Consider the following 16,172-nt stretch of genomic DNA (forward strand, 5'->3'; position numbering starts at 1 on the left):
TTTTACGTGTGGCACAGTGGGTAGAGACTTGGGGAGAACAGAACGGCTGCATACGCTAGCTATAGACAAGTAAGTGCCGTGCTTTGCACAAGGTAATAGACCCTTGTAAATGTTGAACATGCTTCGATTCTCTTGTAAGATATCACTCGGTTCCGTACCGTCGCTTGGGAGGAAGGCCTGCTAGCAGTTGGTACCAGAAGATCCTGATCAGGACCAGCCTTGATCGCGCGTATCCTGCAGGCGGCACCGTGAATAAGTAACGGTGACCCTGGTACCCTCTACACGTAGAGATGAACCAACGCAATACCTGGCCATGATGCGCCGGAGCGATCGTACGCACCGACAACTTGAGGGCGTTAGTCGGCCGCGAGAACGGGGCCAGCAGAAAATCGTGCGTTTCGGGCAACCGCGCTTCCCTTTGCGGCATCTGTCGTCTGCAACCATCTCCTATCCTCTAACAGCCGCCTTCTATGTCTTTCTTCCTAAAGCCCTTGCGGAGCCTGTTGCTGTTACCGCTCCTGTTAGCGGCCAGCAGCCTATTTGCCCAACGCAAAAAGCCCGACGTGCCGCCCTCGAAAGAAGTGATACAGTACCTAGCTGACTTCCAACAGATCATCAAGAAGAACGCGCTGTATGCGGATTCCCTCAACTGGGCGCAGTTGCGAAAAGAGGTCCAGCAACAAGCACAGGGCCTGACCACCATCGCGGACTGTAAGCCCGTCCTCGACCATATCCTGCACACGCTCCACCACGCGGGGGACAACCATTCGTTTCTCATCCCGCAGGAAGAAGCTACCCACTGGACCTCGTCAAGCTATGCGGGCCCACCGGCCGACAGCCGATACTTGGGCGATGGCGTCGGGTATATCAAAGTACCAGGCTTTATGTCGATGGACGCGTCAGCCGGGCAGACCTTCGCCCAGAACATTCAAAACCAGCTGGTGGCGCTGCAAACCCAACACACGCTAACGGACTGGGTGGTCGACCTGCGCCAGAATACGGGCGGCAATATGCACCCCATGCTCCAGGGGCTCCAGTCCCTGCTGGGCGAGGGCATCTACGCGTACGATATCTACCCCCGGCATACGTTGATGAAGAAAGTACCTCGCTACCATTGGAGCGAGAAGCAACAGCAACCCAGCGCCGGGGAAGCGGCTCCACCGCCGAAGAAGGTAGCCATTCTGATCGACTCGCTGACGGCCAGTAGCGGCGAGCTGGTGGCCATCGCCTTGCAGGGACGTGCCAACGCCAAGGTCTTTGGCCAGCCTTCGGCCGGCTATACCACCAGCAACCAGCCCTTCAATCTCTCGGATGGGGCGTACCTGTTACTAGCAGTAGGCTATCGGATGGATCGCACGCAGAAGCCCTACCTGAACGGCATCACCCCGGATGTGGTGGTGGAGTACTCGCCCCAGGATACCCCGGATAAGACGATCGAAGCTGCCAAAAAATGGTTGCGGGAGGCCAGGTAAGACACCCTCCCGCAAAAAGCGGTTTACAGACTGCTATGCTAATGGGCTAGACGATGCATGGACACAGCGCTCCGGCAAACAGCCTACGGCTTTCGTAACGCTAGTGCACAGATAATGGCTTCTTAGTGAACATATTATTTACTTCTCAGGCATTGCCAGATTCACCTAATTAGTTTGGGGAGTAACTCTACTGAGCGCTCTTGCTGGTGCACCCGGGCACGCATACGGTGCAAAAAAGAGGCAAACGCGTGTAGAATGCAGGCGCGTGTGGCATCTACTCGGTACTGGGGCGACTTCCAAGCCGTTGCACTACTTCTATTTTCTACCCGTGGCATAGGCCTTTGCCCGTAACGCGCTGGCCCCCCTCCTGCTTTTCTGCTGCTCTATGAAAGCCGTTCGCTGGTTGTTCTTCCTGACCCTGATGGGCGTGGCGTCCTGCACCTACACGCACCCGACCGCCACGCCCGCGCTGGCAGCGCGCACGCGCAAAACCCTGGAACGGGTCATCACCGAGCAGATGCAGCAGCAACACATCACCGGGCTGTCGGTGGGCATCATCTCCCACGGCCAGGTGGTGCTGCGCCAAGGCTATGGGCTGGCCAATGCCGAACAGGCGGTGCCCGCCTCTCCCGCCTCCGTCTACAAGATCGGCTCGGTCAGTAAACAAATGGTCGCCACCGCCATTCTGCTACTGGTGCAACAAGGCCAACTGCAGCTCACCGACTCCCTGCCGCAGTTTTTTCCGGGAGCACCCGCGAGCTGGAATAAGATCACGGTGCGTCACTTGCTCAACCATACCTCGGGCTTGCCACGCGACTCGCCGGCGCTGGACAACATGAAAGAGCAGCCCGACTCGGTGCTGATCCAGGCTGCCTATACGAGTTCGCTGCGCTTTGTCCCCGGCACGCAGTGGCGCTACTGCAACCTGGGCTACTTCCTGCTGGCCGACATCATTCGCCAGCGCACCCACGAGTCCTTTGCCGACTTCATGCAGGCGCACCTCTTTACCCCGTATGGCCTCCGGCAGACGCGCACCACGAGTCACACGGCGCTGGTGCCCCAGCGGGCAGCGGGGTACGTGTATACGGAAGGCAAGGGGCTCGCCAATGCGCAAGATTATCTGGCGTTGCGCCCCAGTGGCGCCTTCCTCTCCAGCGTGGACGATCTACTGCAGTGGGAGCTACTTATCCAACACCAACAACTGCTGAGTGGGGCGAACTGGGAGCGCCTGTGGACGGATACGGTGCGCACGTCTACCACGAGGCAAGAGCCGCTGGAATACTATGGCTACGGCTGGGATGTGACGACCTACCACGGGCAGCGCCTGGTGCACCACGACGGCACGATCCCGGGCTTTACCAGCAGCTACTTGCGCTTTGTGGACGCAAACACGGCTATTATCGTGTTGTCTAATGCCGATAATGCCTACCCGAAAACCATTGCCCTAGGCATTGCCGATCTGCTCTTGGCAGAGAATACGAAGCAGCGGACCCGCAAAAAAAATAGGGGAGCGCAGAAAACTACCGCAAGGGTTGGGGCAAATGCCTCCCCGCAGCTTACCAACCGGTTAGTTGGCTATTGAATATAATTGGACTTCTCGGACATAGAAAAAGACCACTATCAATCAATTGGTGGATTCTCAGGATCATAGTCCCGCTCTACCTCTTCCGGGTAAGGCGACAGAAAAGGATCTGCCTGCTTCAGCAGTTGGCCACGCTTGGGCACATATATTTGAAACACATTGTGCTCGTGTTCATCTTTATCATCGTAAACATACAAGAGGCCATAACTACCGGTGGAGTGTTGGGCTACCCAGGTGAATAAATCCAAAGGATAGAAGGGCTCTCCTTTATGGTTATGCTGCACGGCCAGTGTAAAGCTCTCCAAGCCATTGTAGGAGCGCAGCGTCCCCTGCCCTTCGGTCAGCAGCCATTCGTAGTTGCCCCGTAAATGCTGCTGAAACGCAGAGAGAAAGTCACGCTGTACCGGCTCTTCCGAGTCGTAGTCTCTGTAGCGAAGACTGATCTAGCCATGCACTTCGATCATCAGCTGAGGAGGTTGTTTTCGTGTGGGTAGAGCAATTCCTGGTTGGTAGAGGAGTAAGCGTAACCTGCTTGGCCAGGGAAGCGCTGTTGGGCGTCAGGCCACACACATTGTAACACTGGAAAATGGGCTCCTTGATAGAACACGAGCGTTCGACCGAAGTAAGCGTCGTAGCACGCCAAAGAAACTGATTTAAAGAGGCAAGCAGAGTCCTCAAATACGCCCTCGTAGATATGTAAGTAGCAATTCTAGCGGAGGTAGTATCTCCACAGTTCGTCGCACCAACTGCCTAGGTTCATCTCAAAGAACAGAGCATAACCGACTAGCTGTGGGGGCATCCTTCTCACGCTGGCAGCCGATAGATCGAGTGCCTTACAGTACACTGTCAGATGCTCCAACAAGTTCACAGGAATAGATAGCTGAGGCGAAGCTGAGCACTCACATTTCGCGGGCCTGTTCTGCCTTGATAGGCCCCTTCTAGGCTCGTCAGGGCCTCGGTATAACGCGCTTCTACCCCGATTCCGTTAGAAAGACGGTAGCCCACCGCACCAGCCAGGGAGGCATCCCAGCGCTTGCGCCCCAGGGGCCGGGTAGCGGTTGATTCGCCCGCTGGCATGTACGTTCCATTGCCATTCGTATAGCCCCCATATTCGTAATGTTCATGCACGCCTACCAGGTAGCTGAGCTGCGGGCCGGCTGTGGCGAAGAAGCCGTGGGTAGTAAAGCCGACCAGTAGTGGCAGTGAGACATAGTTCCAGCGCAGCGAGGCCTTATAGTTGGTGCGCGCATGAGAGAGTCGAAAGCCAGCTTGGTCTAAGAGTAGCTCGGGCTGTAAGAAGATGTTGCCCGAAGGAGAGAGGGGCGCTTGCGCTACTAGACCAGCCACGACGCCGGTACGCCCTTTTGTCGCGGGTTGGCCGGCATAAGTGCTCACCTGTGTGGTCCAGGCTGCGCCAACTGTAGCACCCAAGCGAAGAGGCAGATGCGTTTGGGCCTGGCTCAAGACAGGCAGTAGCGCTAAGCCAGAGAACAGAAAAAGCTGCTTCATAAGAGAAGTAAATAAAAAGTGATACTACACTACACTCTAGTTCTCTATAAACCGGGTATGCTTAATAGGATTACGATGAGCGCAGAACATACGTCATCGTTGTGATGCCAAGGTAATCAAGTTGTATACAAAAAGGACGAAGCAGACTATTAGAAGTCTATACGCCTGCCCTCCTTTTAGCGAGATAGGCTTGGTAGGTGCATCTTACTGTGATTGACAGTAGAGCCGTATCGTAAGCGAACGCAAAGCGATGGTTCCAAAGATTCACATCATTTGGAAGGTTGCACTCAACATAAGGCCAGTTAATTAGGTACTACCCTTGGACATTTTATGAACGGTGTTGAAAGTCAAGGGTTGAAGGCAAGTTTTGAGACAAAATTTGCTTGATAGGGCTGGCCTGACTTGACAATGGCAAAGGCTTGCTTGAGTAGTTTGTTGCAGACGGCAATTAGGGCGACTTTGCCATTTTTGCCTTTGGCCACGAGCCGGTCATATTAAGTTGTCTTTCGTCGGCGTTGTTCACGAAGCTCATCTTCTGCGGTTCCCTGCCGCTGGAAGCTGTGCCGTGGCAGTTTTCCGGTGCCTGCATATTCCAATATTAGTCATAGGGTACGTAGCAAGCGAAGGCGCCAGGTTAGACTGCTACAATAGTAATAGTTAGAACTAATAACGGCCACAACCTCACTTGACTGCCACGTGACGCTGCCGGGCCTCACTCGGCGCGTAGCCAAAATGACGCGCGAAGCTGGTGGAGAAATTATTCGGGTTCCCGTAGCCCACTTGGTAGGCTGCTTCGGCGACGGTGACGGCTCCACTTACCAGCAGCTCATGAGCGCGTTGGAGCCGTACCAACCGGATGAAGTCGCCGGGCGCCTGACCAATGAGCGCTTTTAGTTTGCGGTGCAGCTGAGTGCGGCTCAGGGCCAGCTCGCGGGCTAGGGTCTCTACGTCTAAGTTTTCGTCGTCTAGGGCGCTTTCTACCGCTTGCCGTACCCGGGCCAAAAACACCTGCTCCATCGTGGGTGAGCCAGGTTGAGGCGGACTAGCTAGGCTCTGGCGGTACGTCTCCTGTAACAACCGACGGCCGTAAAGGAGATTGCGTATTTGAGCGAGGAGTTCGTCACGGTCAAAAGGTTTTGTAAGGTAGGCATCAGCGCCGGTAGCCAAGCCCTGCAGCTTGCTAGGCAGGTCAGCCTTAGCCGTGAGTAATACGATAGGAATATGGCTGGTGCGCTCGTCGTGCTTCAGTTGCTGGCACACGCCGTAGCCATCGAGACGGGGCATCATGGCATCGGTGAGCACAAGCTCGGGCAGGTGCTCACGGGCGAGGGCCACCCCTTCCTCGCCGTCTTTGGCTGCGAGTAGTTGGTATTCCTTGCCGAGTATCGTGCCGACGTAGGCTCGCACATCACTATTATCCTCAATCAACAAAACCAAGGGAGCTTCCAGCGCGGCCGAAGCCGCGCTGGAAGCCGCGCTGGCATTTAACTGCGAAATGGCCGCCGCAGCATAAACGCCGGCGGGTTCGTTGGGTATAGCCGCTGCGGTTTCTGCTGCGAGTAGCAATGGGAAGCGTACAACAGCGGTGGTGCCGCAGCCGAGCTCACTGGTAAGGGTAATAGTGCCGCTATGTAGTTCCACTAGTTCCTTGGTCAGGGCTAAGCCAATGCCAGTTCCTTCGTGCTCGCGGGTAGTGGAAGCGTCTGCCTGGTAGAACCGGTCGAAAACGTGCGGCAGGTGGGCTGCCGCAATGCCGCGGCCCGTGTCGTGCACGGTCAGTTCCACCCACGTCGGCGTACCCGGAACCGAAGGCGCCGCGTGCAGCCGGACCATAATTTCGCCGACGCTAGGCGTGAACTTAAAGGCATTCGAGAGCAGGTTCACCACCACTTTTTCTAGCTTGTCGGCGTCGAAACACCCCCACAACTCGGCCGGCTCGGCCGTAAACAAATAGGCAATACCGCGCTGCTGGGCTAGGGGCTCGAACGAGCCCACCAAGCCCCGCACAAAGCCGACCAAGTCGCCAGGAGTGGCATGCAAGGCCTGCTGGCCTGCTTCGAGGCGGCTCAAGTCGAGCAGCTGGTTGACCAGATGCAATAGGCGCCGGGCGTTGCCCTGCATCAGCGTGGCCTGCTGGCGAGTGGCAGGCTCCTGGGTGTCGGCGGCAATCTGGGCAGCTGGCCCTAGCAAGAGCGTGAGCGGCGTGCGAAACTCGTGGGTGATGTTGGTGAAAAAGCGGGTCTTCTCTTGGTCGAGCACCCGCAGGCGGTCTGCTTGGACTGATATCTCATCGCGCTGGGCCGCTAAGATGTGGTTTTGCTGGCTGATTTCTTCCGTGCGCTCCTGCACAGTAGCTTCTAGGCGTTCATTCTGGGCGCTGATGAGTTGATGCTTCTCTGCTTGTTGAGCTAGGGTCTGGGCCGAGAGCTGGGCCACCTGCCGCAACTGCGCTTCCAGGTCGCGGCGAGTAGCGGCAAACTCACGTGCCAGATACACCGACATGCAAATGGGCAGCAACAGCAAGCACGATTGTAGCATAAGCTGTTGGGCCACATCAAACGGGCCACTCCTCCACACGCCATTGGCAATAAAGGGCACTAGTAATGCGCCAAATGTGCCGAGTGCTACCAGCCAGATACCGGGTTGGTGCTGCCGCATCGCCTGGGCTATCACCCGGAACATATCCAGCCATAGCACCAAGCTCAGGCCAAGTGCTACCGGCGTCAGGTTCCACTCTGGCCGCATTAACCATGCGGCTAGTAAGCAGGCCTGAGCTAGTCCTACTCCGGTCAGCCAGGGTCTTGAGAGCGTAATTCGACAGACCGAATACACAAAGGTCAGCAGCAGCATGCCACCCAACAACGAGCCGATTGTAAAGCCGAGTTCAGCCCGCCAATGCGCCTGCATACCGGTCGCCACCCACCGCAGGTATACCAGCAGGCCCGTAGCCGAAGCCGAGGCCATGTAAAGGCTGAAATACAGATTAGCCCGTCGCGGTGGATAAAATAGATAAAGAAAAAAGTGTAGCAGCGCTAGCACCGCCGTACCCGTAACAGCAATGAAATTGATATCGCCAAGCCGCACCTGCGCTACGCTTGCGGCAATGAGCCGCTCGGCGGTTGCAACTCGTAGTGAAAAGCCTCCGTAGGGCGGTGGCCACGGATCGAATTTAGCGTAACGGATGGCCAGCAAATGAGGGCCCGCCGTCGTGCACATAAACACGAGGGGCTGGAAGCGGACCCGCTCATGCTGCGTGGTAGCCGCCGACGCCCCCACCTTTCCGTAGCCGCCCAACCAGTGCCCATCCAAGTACACCTCCGAACCTCCATCTTGTAGGATGCGCAAGCCTAATGGGCGGTTCACCAGCGCCGAATCCAGTGTGAAGCGGATGCGAAAGCAGCCCGTACCGCGCCACCCCGGCGGGCCTTCCCCAAAGGAAAAAGCTGCACTCTCCAGCGGCCACGTATGGTCGTCGGTGGTGAGACTGGCCCAACCCGGTGGCTGGCCGGGTTGGTAGCGCCAGCTGTTTCCTCGGCCTAGGCGCTGCATTGTGTCGGATTCGACTTGCGTCACCTGGAGAGGGACGACGTTCAAGTCCTGACTCCTGCTCGTCAGCGCCCAGCTTAGCAGCCCGCCTAGCAAGCAAGTAATGCGTCGTATTTTCATGAGCATAGCGGGAAGAATACGTCACCTACGGGCTTCGATAGCCGGCTTCCTTTTCGTCAGCGGGCACCTACCGTGCGTTGAATAGCAATGATAACACCTTGTTAATGAGCTAATATAATGAGTTTAACCTTCTATTACTTGTGCTGTTTACCCCCGCCGAACAGATAGGATTAAAAACTGGCAGAAGGTGGAACACTGTAACGAAGACGGAACACTGCGGGCGCCGACATTTTAAGATTGCGCCCGCTGCAAAGCCAGCAGCGTTACGAGTCCGACGGAATGAAAATAGACTGCTGCCACCAGTAAAAGTTCCTATTGCAACATACGCAGAGGACTTTGCAACACCAGCAGAGACTTCTGCAAAAGGCTAACACGCCTTTGCAACGTCCTCGAATGCCTTCAGGCCCGGGGTAAGCTTCCTTTGCAACAATTCAATCAACCACTTACAAACACTATGAAATACTCATCAACCCTTTTGCTGACTGGTGCGCTGCTGCTGGCTACGGTCTCGCCAATGCACGCGCAAGTTCCAACTAGTGCCACTGGCTGCTTCGACTTTGATCTGGCTACCCCGATGGCACCCGCTTTTGACTACCGGCGCCTCAATAGTCCCTCCGTCCAGACGAGCGAAGTAATAGCGGCGGCGGCTCCGCTCTCGCCGCAACAGCAACTAGAGCAGCTGAGCCAAGAAAACCTAGCTTTAGAATTCAGCCTCGGTCTTCTGCAAACCCAAGTGGAGCTGCTCAGCCGGCGGCTTGCTACCCTCGAGAGTGCTGCAGCTTCAGCGGAACCTGCCCGACAGAAAGCGCTCTAACGAAGCTAACTGCGGGCGCAGGTGCGGCTCCGCCTTGGTTTGCGCAAGGTTCTACACTCGGTCACCCGCTTCCTATTGAACTCTTGGGATGATGCGAACAACCTGCTTACCATTCTGGGCTTGCGCCAGTGGCACCTCATTACTCATCGGCGTGTGTGGCGCGTGCTGAGGGCAAACATCTAGCAAGCCGGCGAAGTACCGTTATTCTTGGTTGGATGGAGGCGCAGGTCCCAGTAGCCTAGGCAATGTAATGGGTAGTACCCTAACTAGACATGTGGAGCTCCGGCGGCAGTGGTTAGCGTCAGCCGGCTACAGCTACGACAGCAACAGTGGCTTGCTGGATTTCAGCAGCGGCGAGAAAGCCAGCGCGAGTTCATATTACGTCTTAGGCGGAAAGGTTTTCGCAGGCTAGGCCACGGTGGTCACGATTTCGGCGGGCCTGGGACTAATGCGGGTGCACACCTACCAAGCGGGAAGCTTCTTTTACACCTAGCCGGGAGCATAAGTACCAGACCACCGTGGGCGTGCTGCTGCAAGTGCAGGGCTTTGTCGTAGCCTTTCGCGCGCTGGGCCTAACGGGTCAGCTCAACCTGAACGCGGTGCAAACCACCACACATCTAGCTATTAGCCTAGCCCTAGGTCACCTGCCTACGCGTCGCATGGAACGGACTGAGCAACCTGGCCACGCACTTCTTCTAAAAGCTATTCAAGTTACCTGTATTCAGCTCTAAACCATGAAAAACAGCTACTTGCTTTTCGTATTGGCCTTGCTGTTCGGGGTAAAAGCCGTTGCGCAAGTCCAAGGGGCGCTGCAATCCAACCCCACTATTGCCCCCTCGGATGCTGATACGGCCCGGATGGGCTACCTACACCGGCACGGGGTGCAGCGTACGGCCGGCGGAGTGACGGCCTGGTTTCCGAAAGACTCGCTCAGCAGTGTGCGTATGCAGGGCCTTACCGATACGCTGGCGCTGGGAATACAGGCGGTCAAAGACTACATCAAGGCCCCCCTGCCGTGGCAAAAATTGCAGCAGCGGCAGCCAGTGACCTTCTATTTCGTTCCCGAACTATTTGTGTCACACGCTAGCGGGGAAGCCGTAACGTTTGTTCCGTACTGGCGAATCCGGCGCGGCATGGCACCTTGGCTGCACGAAGCTAATCACGAGCTGCTGGCGCCAGTTAGACAACAGAAGCCCAAGCCGCTACTCAGTGAGGATGAGTCCCCGTTGTGGCTGAGTGAAGGCGCGGCCGAATTTATTGCGCTTCAGGTAGCGGCGGCTAACCAGCTCTCCAAGTTTGATTTGTTCCGGGCAGGTACGATCGAGCAGGTCGATAAAGCCTGCTTGCGCCTGTTGCGCTCCGACAAAGCAGCCTACATCCTGTCCTACATCGGTTCGCTGAGTGAACTCCCAGAGCTAGCCCCATCAGGCAACCAGCGTGCTCTTTGCGCCCCTACCTTCTACACGTGTTCCTGCTCCTTCAATAAGTTTCTGGTGGCTCGTTACGGCATTGCCACTTTGCTGAACGTGATAGGAGCATATCCAGCTGAGCAGCAGAAGCTAGCCACCCTTACTCAAGTTTCGCCGCAGGTACTGCGCACCCGTTGGCTAACCGGCATCAACGCCGCAGCTGGCAATGGTGACAGAACGTTTTTGCCACAGGACTCTTTGACTGCGTTGCTGAAAACGGCCAATCTAATCGCCAGCAAGCTGTCAGCCGCTACCTGGTTCCGCCAGACTATCAACCGGGAAGGGATAGCCACAGCTGCCCGGAAATTTACGGATCTTAAAAAGAAGGGTGACCCGCGCTACAAGTTCTCGGAAACTGATTTGAATGAGATAGGCTACGACTTGTTGGATGCTAATCGAATACGGGATGCCATCCTTGTTTTTGGCCTTAATGTCGATTCGTACCCCTTATCGGCCAATGCTTATGACAGCTGGGAGGAAGCTTACTTGAAAGATAATCAGCCAGCGCTAGCCCGGCGATACTACGCGAAGTCGCTCGAACTGAACCCGCATAATGCCAACGCGAAAGTCGTGTTGCAACGGCTAACAAATAAACGGATATCCACGGGCTGCCCCTTGAAAAGCGCCGGTGATTTTCATTCTAGTCTAACTTCTTTCTAGGCTCTCCATGACTACTTCTACCTACGCTCCCGACCAACTACCGCTTACCGCGCCGGCCCCGGTGCAGGCTCCCGAGCGCATCACCACGCTCGATGTGCTGCGTGGCGTGGCACTGCTAGGCATTCTGCTCATGAACATTCCGCTGTTCGCCCTACCCGACAACATCTCGGCTCCCCTACACACCCTACCTAGCTCCGACAGCCTTGATTATAAGGTGCTGCACGTGGTGGCCGTGCTGTTTGAGGGCAAAATGCGGGCCTTGTTCTCGCTACTTTTCGGGGCGGGCGTGGTGCTGTTTGTCACGCAAAAAGCGCGCACCGGCCGGCCAGTCATAGGTCTCTACTACCGGCGCATGGGCTGGCTGATTGTCTTGGGCCTGCTACACGCCCACGTGCTGCTCTGGGAAGGCGACATTCTGTACCTGTATGGCATCTGCGGGCTAGTGCTGTTCTGGTTTCGCAAGCTCAAGCCTGCCTACCTGCTGGTAGCCGCTCTGCTGTGCAGCGGGCTGAACATGACCGCTTTTTCACTGTATTATGAGCACTTACGAACCCAGCGGCTAGAGTACTTAGCCGTTGTCAAAGCTGAGCAGCAGCACCGGCCCCTGACGCCTGCCCAGCACACCGCCCGCCAGGCCTGGCTCGAAACCGAAAGCGAGTCGGCCCCCGGTCCGCAACAAACGGCCGCCTATGTGCGCACCATGCGCGGGAGCTACATGACAGTGGCCGCCTGGCTGCGTCCGCACATGGTGCAGGGGCAAACCCAGCTGGTACTGGTGTTCATCTGGGATGCCTTGAGTTTGATGCTGTTGGGGATGGCTCTGCTAAAGTGGGGCTTCCTCACGGGCGAGTGGTCAGTCCACTTCTATTGGGGGCTTTTGGTGGTGGGCTACGGTCTGGGGCTACCGGCGGCACTTTATACCTGGCACCACGGCTTTCCCTTCTCGGTGGCGTTTATGGAAGCGCACCCGGTTAATGTGAGCCTGTATTCTTATCCCGTGCAGCGGCTACTGCTGTTGCTGGGTCACGCCAGCGGATTGATTTTGCTCGTGCGGTCAGGTGTGCTAGTCGGCGTGCAGCGCTTGCTGGCTGCAGTGGGGCGCCTGGCCCTCACCAACTACATTCTGCAAACGGTGCTGTGCACACTAATCTTCTTCGGGTACGGGCTAGGTTACTTCGGCCGCCTAGCCTACCACCAACTTTTTTACGTGGTGGGCGCCATCTGGGCGGTGCAACTGCTGGGAAGCTCCCTGTGGCTGCGCTACTACCAGATCGGGCCGCTAGAATGGGTGTGGCGCAGCCTCACGTATTGGCAGCGGCAGCCGCTACGGCGGTTGGAAAGTTTATCAACAACCAAGGGCTATACCTACTTAAAGCCATGAAAAGAATTTTGCGGGGAAGGACAAGAACAGTCACGCCGTCACCTCGATCACTTTGAGGCGTATGGGCCCCCGACTATGACTTTTCAGGAATTCGTGCCATCGCCCGCTTTGCGCCCTTATGTGGACCGGTACTGGCTGGTGGAAACATTTCCTGACGAGTCATACCCCATGGAGCACGCGCTGACGCCCAATGCCTTGGATGGCTTTGTGTTCCAATTTCACACGCAGGGGCCGCACCTGTTTTGGCAGACTGAGCGGGCGCAAGTGCTGCCAGAGCCGCGTTTCTGGAAAGCTCGTTTCACTTGTACTTTGGGTGAATGCCTTGAGGATAGAGGCATAGTCTAGCGACACGGGCTTCAACAAAGCGGCTTTCTTGCTGTGTGCCTTTTCAAACCAGTTGCCATAGAGTTGCGCATTATGCTGATTTAACTCCACTAGAAAGGCGACTACCTGCTGCACACACTGCGTTAGCGTTTGAGGGCGGTTATACCCGTAAGCTCCGATAAATTGTATAGTGTTCATTGCCAATTATTAGTGGCCACAACTCAGTAACGTATGATATACTCACAGAAATAGTAGTGCCACACTTTTAACTAGTATAATAGGACTTTATCACAATATGTGTCGTCTATCAATCATTATGTTGTCACGGAATAATCCCTAAATATAATAGTCCTTCCCGGACAAGCCTTGGAATAGTTGTACATATAAGCTTTGTTGTAGTAGCGCTCATATTAGTACCTTTCTAAGGCAAAGTAATATAACGCAAGCTATTATAACTGCGCACCCTCAGTCTTCCTATTTGCTCTTCCTTACTCCCGTTTATGTTCAGTTGGTGGACGCTTCTCCTGACAATAGTTGTCGTACTAAGTGCCTGTAATCAAATACGCAACAAGGAAGAACAAGCGGTTACCTCATCAGCTGATTCGAGCACAAAAACCAAACGAGTGCACCAGCTAGCAGCGATGGATCCTGCTATTTATGACTTGATACCCCTTGCCGGTGATACTATCCTAGCCTTGAGCCAGTCGGGCTTTAATGTAGCCCTAACAACCGATGCAGGCCGACACTGGCAACGAGCTACTCGGGCACCGCATCCTGGAGTTTGCCCACCCGCACTTTCGCGCCGATTGGCACGAGTTGCAACAGCAGTTGTGGAAGCACAAGATGCCCCATTTCACGTTGAAAACGTGCCTGGTGCGCGCTGATGGTTCTTCCTTCTGGTGTCAGGTCACCTCCGTGCTGTTTCCCGACGAAAACAGAGAGCTCGGCTATACCGTGTTAGAAGATATCTCCGTTCGGAAAGCGCTTGAGACGAAGCTGCAACGCCTCTACGACGCGCAAGAAACGATCCTGCACCTGGCCACGCACGATGTGAAGGCGCCGATTGCCCAGATTCAGCTGCTGGGCGACCTGCTTCAGCGCGAAGTTGCCGGCCGGCACGGAGAAGGCTCGCCCCCAGCGGAAATGCTGCATTATCTGACGCTGATCCAGCGCGCGTGTGCCCATGCCAACGGGCTGCTATAGGACATCCTATTCGTGGGAGATTTGGACGAGCACGGGTTGCGCAAAGTGCCCACCGAGCTGAACACGTATCTCACCGAGCGCCTGCCCGTGCACCGCCTCGTGGCGCAGGACGAGGGCATCACCTTGGCCCTCGACCTGCCGGCGGAAAGCGTGTACGCGGCCTTGCAGCCCGAGAAGTTTGCCCGAGTGCTGGACAATCTGCTCAGCAACGCGCTCAAGTTTACCCCCGCCGGCGGCACGATTACCCTCGGCTTGCAGTGGCACGACGGTCGGGCGCGTATCCGGGTGCAGGACACGGGCATCGGCATTCCCAGCCAGTTGCACGCGCAGCTCTTCGACAAGTTCAACCCCAGCCGCCGCACGGGCCTACAGGGCGAACCCACTACGGGCCTCGGGCTGTTCATTGCCAAGCAGATTGTGGAGCTGCATGGAGGACAGATCTGGCTGGAAAGTCGCGAGCAGCATGGTACTACCTTCTTCCTGGAACTACCCTGAGCAGTGCTCCAACTCGGCGAGAACCTCGCTTGCCGGGTCGTGCCTACCCTTCAGGGTAGGTGCAGAACATATAGGTCTGTTTGTCCATAGCCAGTGATGGATGCAACCTGCTAGTAACACACTCAGCTGCTTTAAGCAGGTTCTTTCTCAGGAAGAGCCAAGCGGATATCCGGTACAGAGTCCACTCTCATTCACTTGAAACCAGGCTCTTCTCGCGAATACTCATGCCTGCGTTCAATCAACTAAACTCGATTTCCATTGCTGGTGGAGACGCAGGAAAAATCGAACCTAGGGGACAAGCGTATAACAGCTTGCCCCTAGTCAGGTGATGGCAGCCGCGAAACGTACATCTCGGCATGCCTGATTTCCGGCTTTCACGCGGTCTAGCAAATGGGCAGAACTCCGTTACTAAATGTAATTTATCGACCTGTTATAACATCCTGATAGTGGAAACAAGAAATATCATTGTTATTGGCGCTTCAGCAGGAGGTTTTGAGGCTATTAAACAACTGGTTGCTGCCCTACCGGCCGATCTTAACGCTGCTATTTTTATCGTCTGGCACATGTCGCCGGACGTAATGGGTATCTTACCGCAGGTGATCAACCGACAAAAAAGAATATGGGCCACTAATGCGCTTGATAACGAACCGATTATTAATAACCATATTTACGTAGCTCCACCTGACAAGCACTTGCTGGTGGATAACGGCAGCATACGCGTTACCCGAGGACCGAAAGAAAATCGTTTTCGGCCCGCTGTTGATCCTTTGTTTCGTTCCGCTGCCTATAGCTATGGTCCCCGGGTCATTGGCATTGTCTTATCCGGCGCCTTAGATGATGGCACAGCCGGCTTGTGGACCATCAAAAGCCGAGGAGGCATAGCCATCGTGCAGGAGCCGGCCGACGCCGAAGTACCCTCGATGCCTGAAAGCGCCCTCGCTGCAGTGGCGGTAGATTACCGGGTGCCCATTGCCGAAATGGCACCCCTACTGGTTAGATTGACGGCCGAAACGGTTACCACCGTTACCTCAGCGCGAGACGTTGCGATGGAAGAGCAGAAAAAGACAGCCACTGAAATGCGCATTGCGGCGCAGGACCCAGCTCTCGAGCAGGGGGTATTCGCTTTGGGCGAGCTAACGCCCTATGCTTGTCCGGAATGTCATGGCGTCTTGTCGGCCATTACCGATGGCGAGATCATCCGCTACCGGTGCCATACCGGGCATGCATACTCGGCGGACACCCTGCTCACTACCATTACCGCCAACGTGGAAGACACGTTATGGAGTGCCATCCGAGGAGTGGAAGAAAGTATGATGTTGCTCAACAACCTGGGCGACCACTACGCCGAAAAAAACCAACCCAAGCTGGCCGCTATGTTTTTCCAAAAGGCGAAAGAAGCAGAAGGCCGAGCAGAAATGGTACGTCAAGCTGTTTTTAATCATGAGCACTTGACCACGACCAGCATCCGAAAACAAGCTGAAGAAGAGGGTGGCGCGTGACACTTAGCATTCCGGTCCGCAGGTGCGGGTACTACTTAGCTAAATACATGAGCGCGATCGTCGTTTGAACGTTAGCGGCCGTCGAAGTGGCCTGTTGT

The 16,172-nt window shown here is 55.8% G+C and carries 14 protein-coding genes and 1 pseudogene; 9 read left to right on the top strand and 6 right to left on the bottom strand.

The window, feature by feature from the left end; genetic code table 11:
• Positions 1–470 precede the first annotated feature (470 nt).
• Both BXP70_RS24650 and BXP70_RS24655 read left to right on the top strand, forming a co-directional pair.
• On the top strand, positions 471–1,472 hold the full coding sequence (locus tag BXP70_RS24650; RefSeq protein WP_086596792.1) for a S41 family peptidase: 1,002 nt from the start codon (positions 471–473) through the stop codon (positions 1,470–1,472).
• Positions 1,473–1,857: 385 nt separating this feature from the next.
• Positions 1,858–3,054 (top strand): serine hydrolase domain-containing protein, encoded by a 1,197-nt coding sequence (locus BXP70_RS24655; protein WP_086596793.1) that lies wholly within the window; start codon positions 1,858–1,860, stop codon positions 3,052–3,054.
• A 38-nt stretch (positions 3,055–3,092) separates the two neighbouring features.
• Here the strand turns inward: BXP70_RS24655 and BXP70_RS24660 are convergent, their stop codons facing one another.
• From BXP70_RS24660 to BXP70_RS24675, 5 genes and pseudogenes are all read right to left on the bottom strand, one after another.
• Positions 3,093–3,497 carry an Imm7 family immunity protein gene (locus tag BXP70_RS24660; protein WP_086596794.1) on the bottom strand — a complete coding sequence of 135 codons (405 nt, stop codon included), beginning with the start codon at positions 3,495–3,497 and terminating at the stop codon, positions 3,093–3,095.
• A gap of 20 nt (positions 3,498–3,517) precedes the next feature.
• Entirely contained in the window at positions 3,518–3,748 is a 231-nt protein-coding gene (locus BXP70_RS31120; protein WP_086596795.1) for a DUF4262 domain-containing protein, read from the bottom strand.
• A 170-nt stretch (positions 3,749–3,918) separates the two neighbouring features.
• On the bottom strand, positions 3,919–4,563 hold the full coding sequence (locus tag BXP70_RS24670) for a porin family protein (protein ID WP_086596796.1): 645 nt from the start codon (positions 4,561–4,563) through the stop codon (positions 3,919–3,921).
• A gap of 347 nt (positions 4,564–4,910) precedes the next feature.
• Positions 4,911–5,057: pseudogene (locus BXP70_RS30665) on the bottom strand (IS110-like element ISCaa14 family transposase); the annotation flags it as partial.
• Between the two features lie 187 nt (positions 5,058–5,244).
• Positions 5,245–8,229 carry a hybrid sensor histidine kinase/response regulator transcription factor gene (locus tag BXP70_RS24675; RefSeq protein WP_179197826.1) on the bottom strand — a complete coding sequence of 995 codons (2,985 nt, stop codon included), beginning with the start codon at positions 8,227–8,229 and terminating at the stop codon, positions 5,245–5,247.
• A 454-nt stretch (positions 8,230–8,683) separates the two neighbouring features.
• Between BXP70_RS24675 and BXP70_RS24680 the strand changes: the two genes are divergently transcribed.
• The 4 genes from BXP70_RS24680 (at position 8,684) to BXP70_RS24695 (ending at position 12,553) form a co-directional block, all read left to right on the top strand.
• Positions 8,684–9,043: a hypothetical protein gene (locus tag BXP70_RS24680; protein ID WP_143436668.1), complete on the top strand. Its 360-nt coding sequence runs from the start codon at positions 8,684–8,686 to the stop codon at positions 9,041–9,043.
• 518 nt (positions 9,044–9,561) lie between these two features.
• The gene (locus BXP70_RS24685; protein ID WP_086596799.1) at positions 9,562–9,774 is read left to right on the top strand and encodes a hypothetical protein; all 213 of its coding nucleotides are present in this window, start codon (positions 9,562–9,564) and stop codon (positions 9,772–9,774) included.
• A gap of 3 nt (positions 9,775–9,777) precedes the next feature.
• A complete protein-coding gene (locus tag BXP70_RS24690; RefSeq protein WP_086596800.1) occupies positions 9,778–11,172 on the top strand; it encodes a tetratricopeptide repeat protein in 1,395 nt (464 codons plus the stop codon).
• Between the two features lie 7 nt (positions 11,173–11,179).
• A complete protein-coding gene (locus BXP70_RS24695) occupies positions 11,180–12,553 on the top strand; it encodes a DUF418 domain-containing protein (protein ID WP_086596801.1) in 1,374 nt (457 codons plus the stop codon).
• Between the two features lie 159 nt (positions 12,554–12,712).
• Here the strand turns inward: BXP70_RS24695 and BXP70_RS24700 are convergent, their stop codons facing one another.
• Complete coding sequence (locus BXP70_RS24700) at positions 12,713–13,075, bottom strand: hypothetical protein (RefSeq protein ID WP_086596802.1); 363 nt, start codon at positions 13,073–13,075, stop codon at positions 12,713–12,715.
• 534 nt (positions 13,076–13,609) lie between these two features.
• On the opposite strand from BXP70_RS24700, the gene BXP70_RS24705 reads away from it, so the two are divergent.
• The 3 genes from BXP70_RS24705 (at position 13,610) to BXP70_RS24715 (ending at position 16,074) form a co-directional block, all read left to right on the top strand.
• Positions 13,610–14,080: a PAS domain S-box protein gene (locus BXP70_RS24705; RefSeq protein ID WP_086596803.1), complete on the top strand. Its 471-nt coding sequence runs from the start codon at positions 13,610–13,612 to the stop codon at positions 14,078–14,080.
• A gap of 12 nt (positions 14,081–14,092) precedes the next feature.
• Positions 14,093–14,575: a sensor histidine kinase gene (locus BXP70_RS24710; protein ID WP_179197827.1), complete on the top strand. Its 483-nt coding sequence runs from the start codon at positions 14,093–14,095 to the stop codon at positions 14,573–14,575.
• Between the two features lie 356 nt (positions 14,576–14,931).
• Positions 14,932–16,074, top strand: coding sequence for a chemotaxis protein CheB (locus BXP70_RS24715; RefSeq protein WP_245849744.1), 1,143 nt, complete (start codon positions 14,932–14,934; stop codon positions 16,072–16,074).
• The last annotated feature ends 98 nt before the right edge of the window (positions 16,075–16,172 follow it).

The sequence above is a fragment of the Hymenobacter crusticola genome (assembly GCF_002154225.1).
GTDB lineage: Bacteria > Bacteroidota > Bacteroidia > Cytophagales > Hymenobacteraceae > Hymenobacter > Hymenobacter crusticola.

Bases quoted from the DNA above. Each gene is read 5' to 3' on its own strand.
- BXP70_RS24670 (WP_086596796.1), bottom strand. From the start codon at position 4,563: ATGAAGCAGCTTTTTCTGTTCTCTGGCTTAGCGCTACTGCCTGTCTTG.
- BXP70_RS24690 (WP_086596800.1), top strand. From the start codon at position 9,778: ATGAAAAACAGCTACTTGCTTTTCGTATTGGCCTTGCTGTTCGGGGTA.
- BXP70_RS24705 (WP_086596803.1), top strand. From the start codon at position 13,610: ATGCAGGCCGACACTGGCAACGAGCTACTCGGGCACCGCATCCTGGAG.
- BXP70_RS24650 (WP_086596792.1), top strand. From the start codon at position 471: ATGTCTTTCTTCCTAAAGCCCTTGCGGAGCCTGTTGCTGTTACCGCTC.
- BXP70_RS24695 (WP_086596801.1), top strand. From the start codon at position 11,180: ATGACTACTTCTACCTACGCTCCCGACCAACTACCGCTTACCGCGCCG.
- BXP70_RS24675 (WP_179197826.1), bottom strand. From the start codon at position 8,229: ATGAAAATACGACGCATTACTTGCTTGCTAGGCGGGCTGCTAAGCTGG.
- BXP70_RS24680 (WP_143436668.1), top strand. From the start codon at position 8,684: ATGAAATACTCATCAACCCTTTTGCTGACTGGTGCGCTGCTGCTGGCT.
- BXP70_RS24700 (WP_086596802.1), bottom strand. From the start codon at position 13,075: ATGAACACTATACAATTTATCGGAGCTTACGGGTATAACCGCCCTCAA.
- BXP70_RS24655 (WP_086596793.1), top strand. From the start codon at position 1,858: ATGAAAGCCGTTCGCTGGTTGTTCTTCCTGACCCTGATGGGCGTGGCG.
- BXP70_RS24715 (WP_245849744.1), top strand. From the start codon at position 14,932: ATGCCTGATTTCCGGCTTTCACGCGGTCTAGCAAATGGGCAGAACTCC.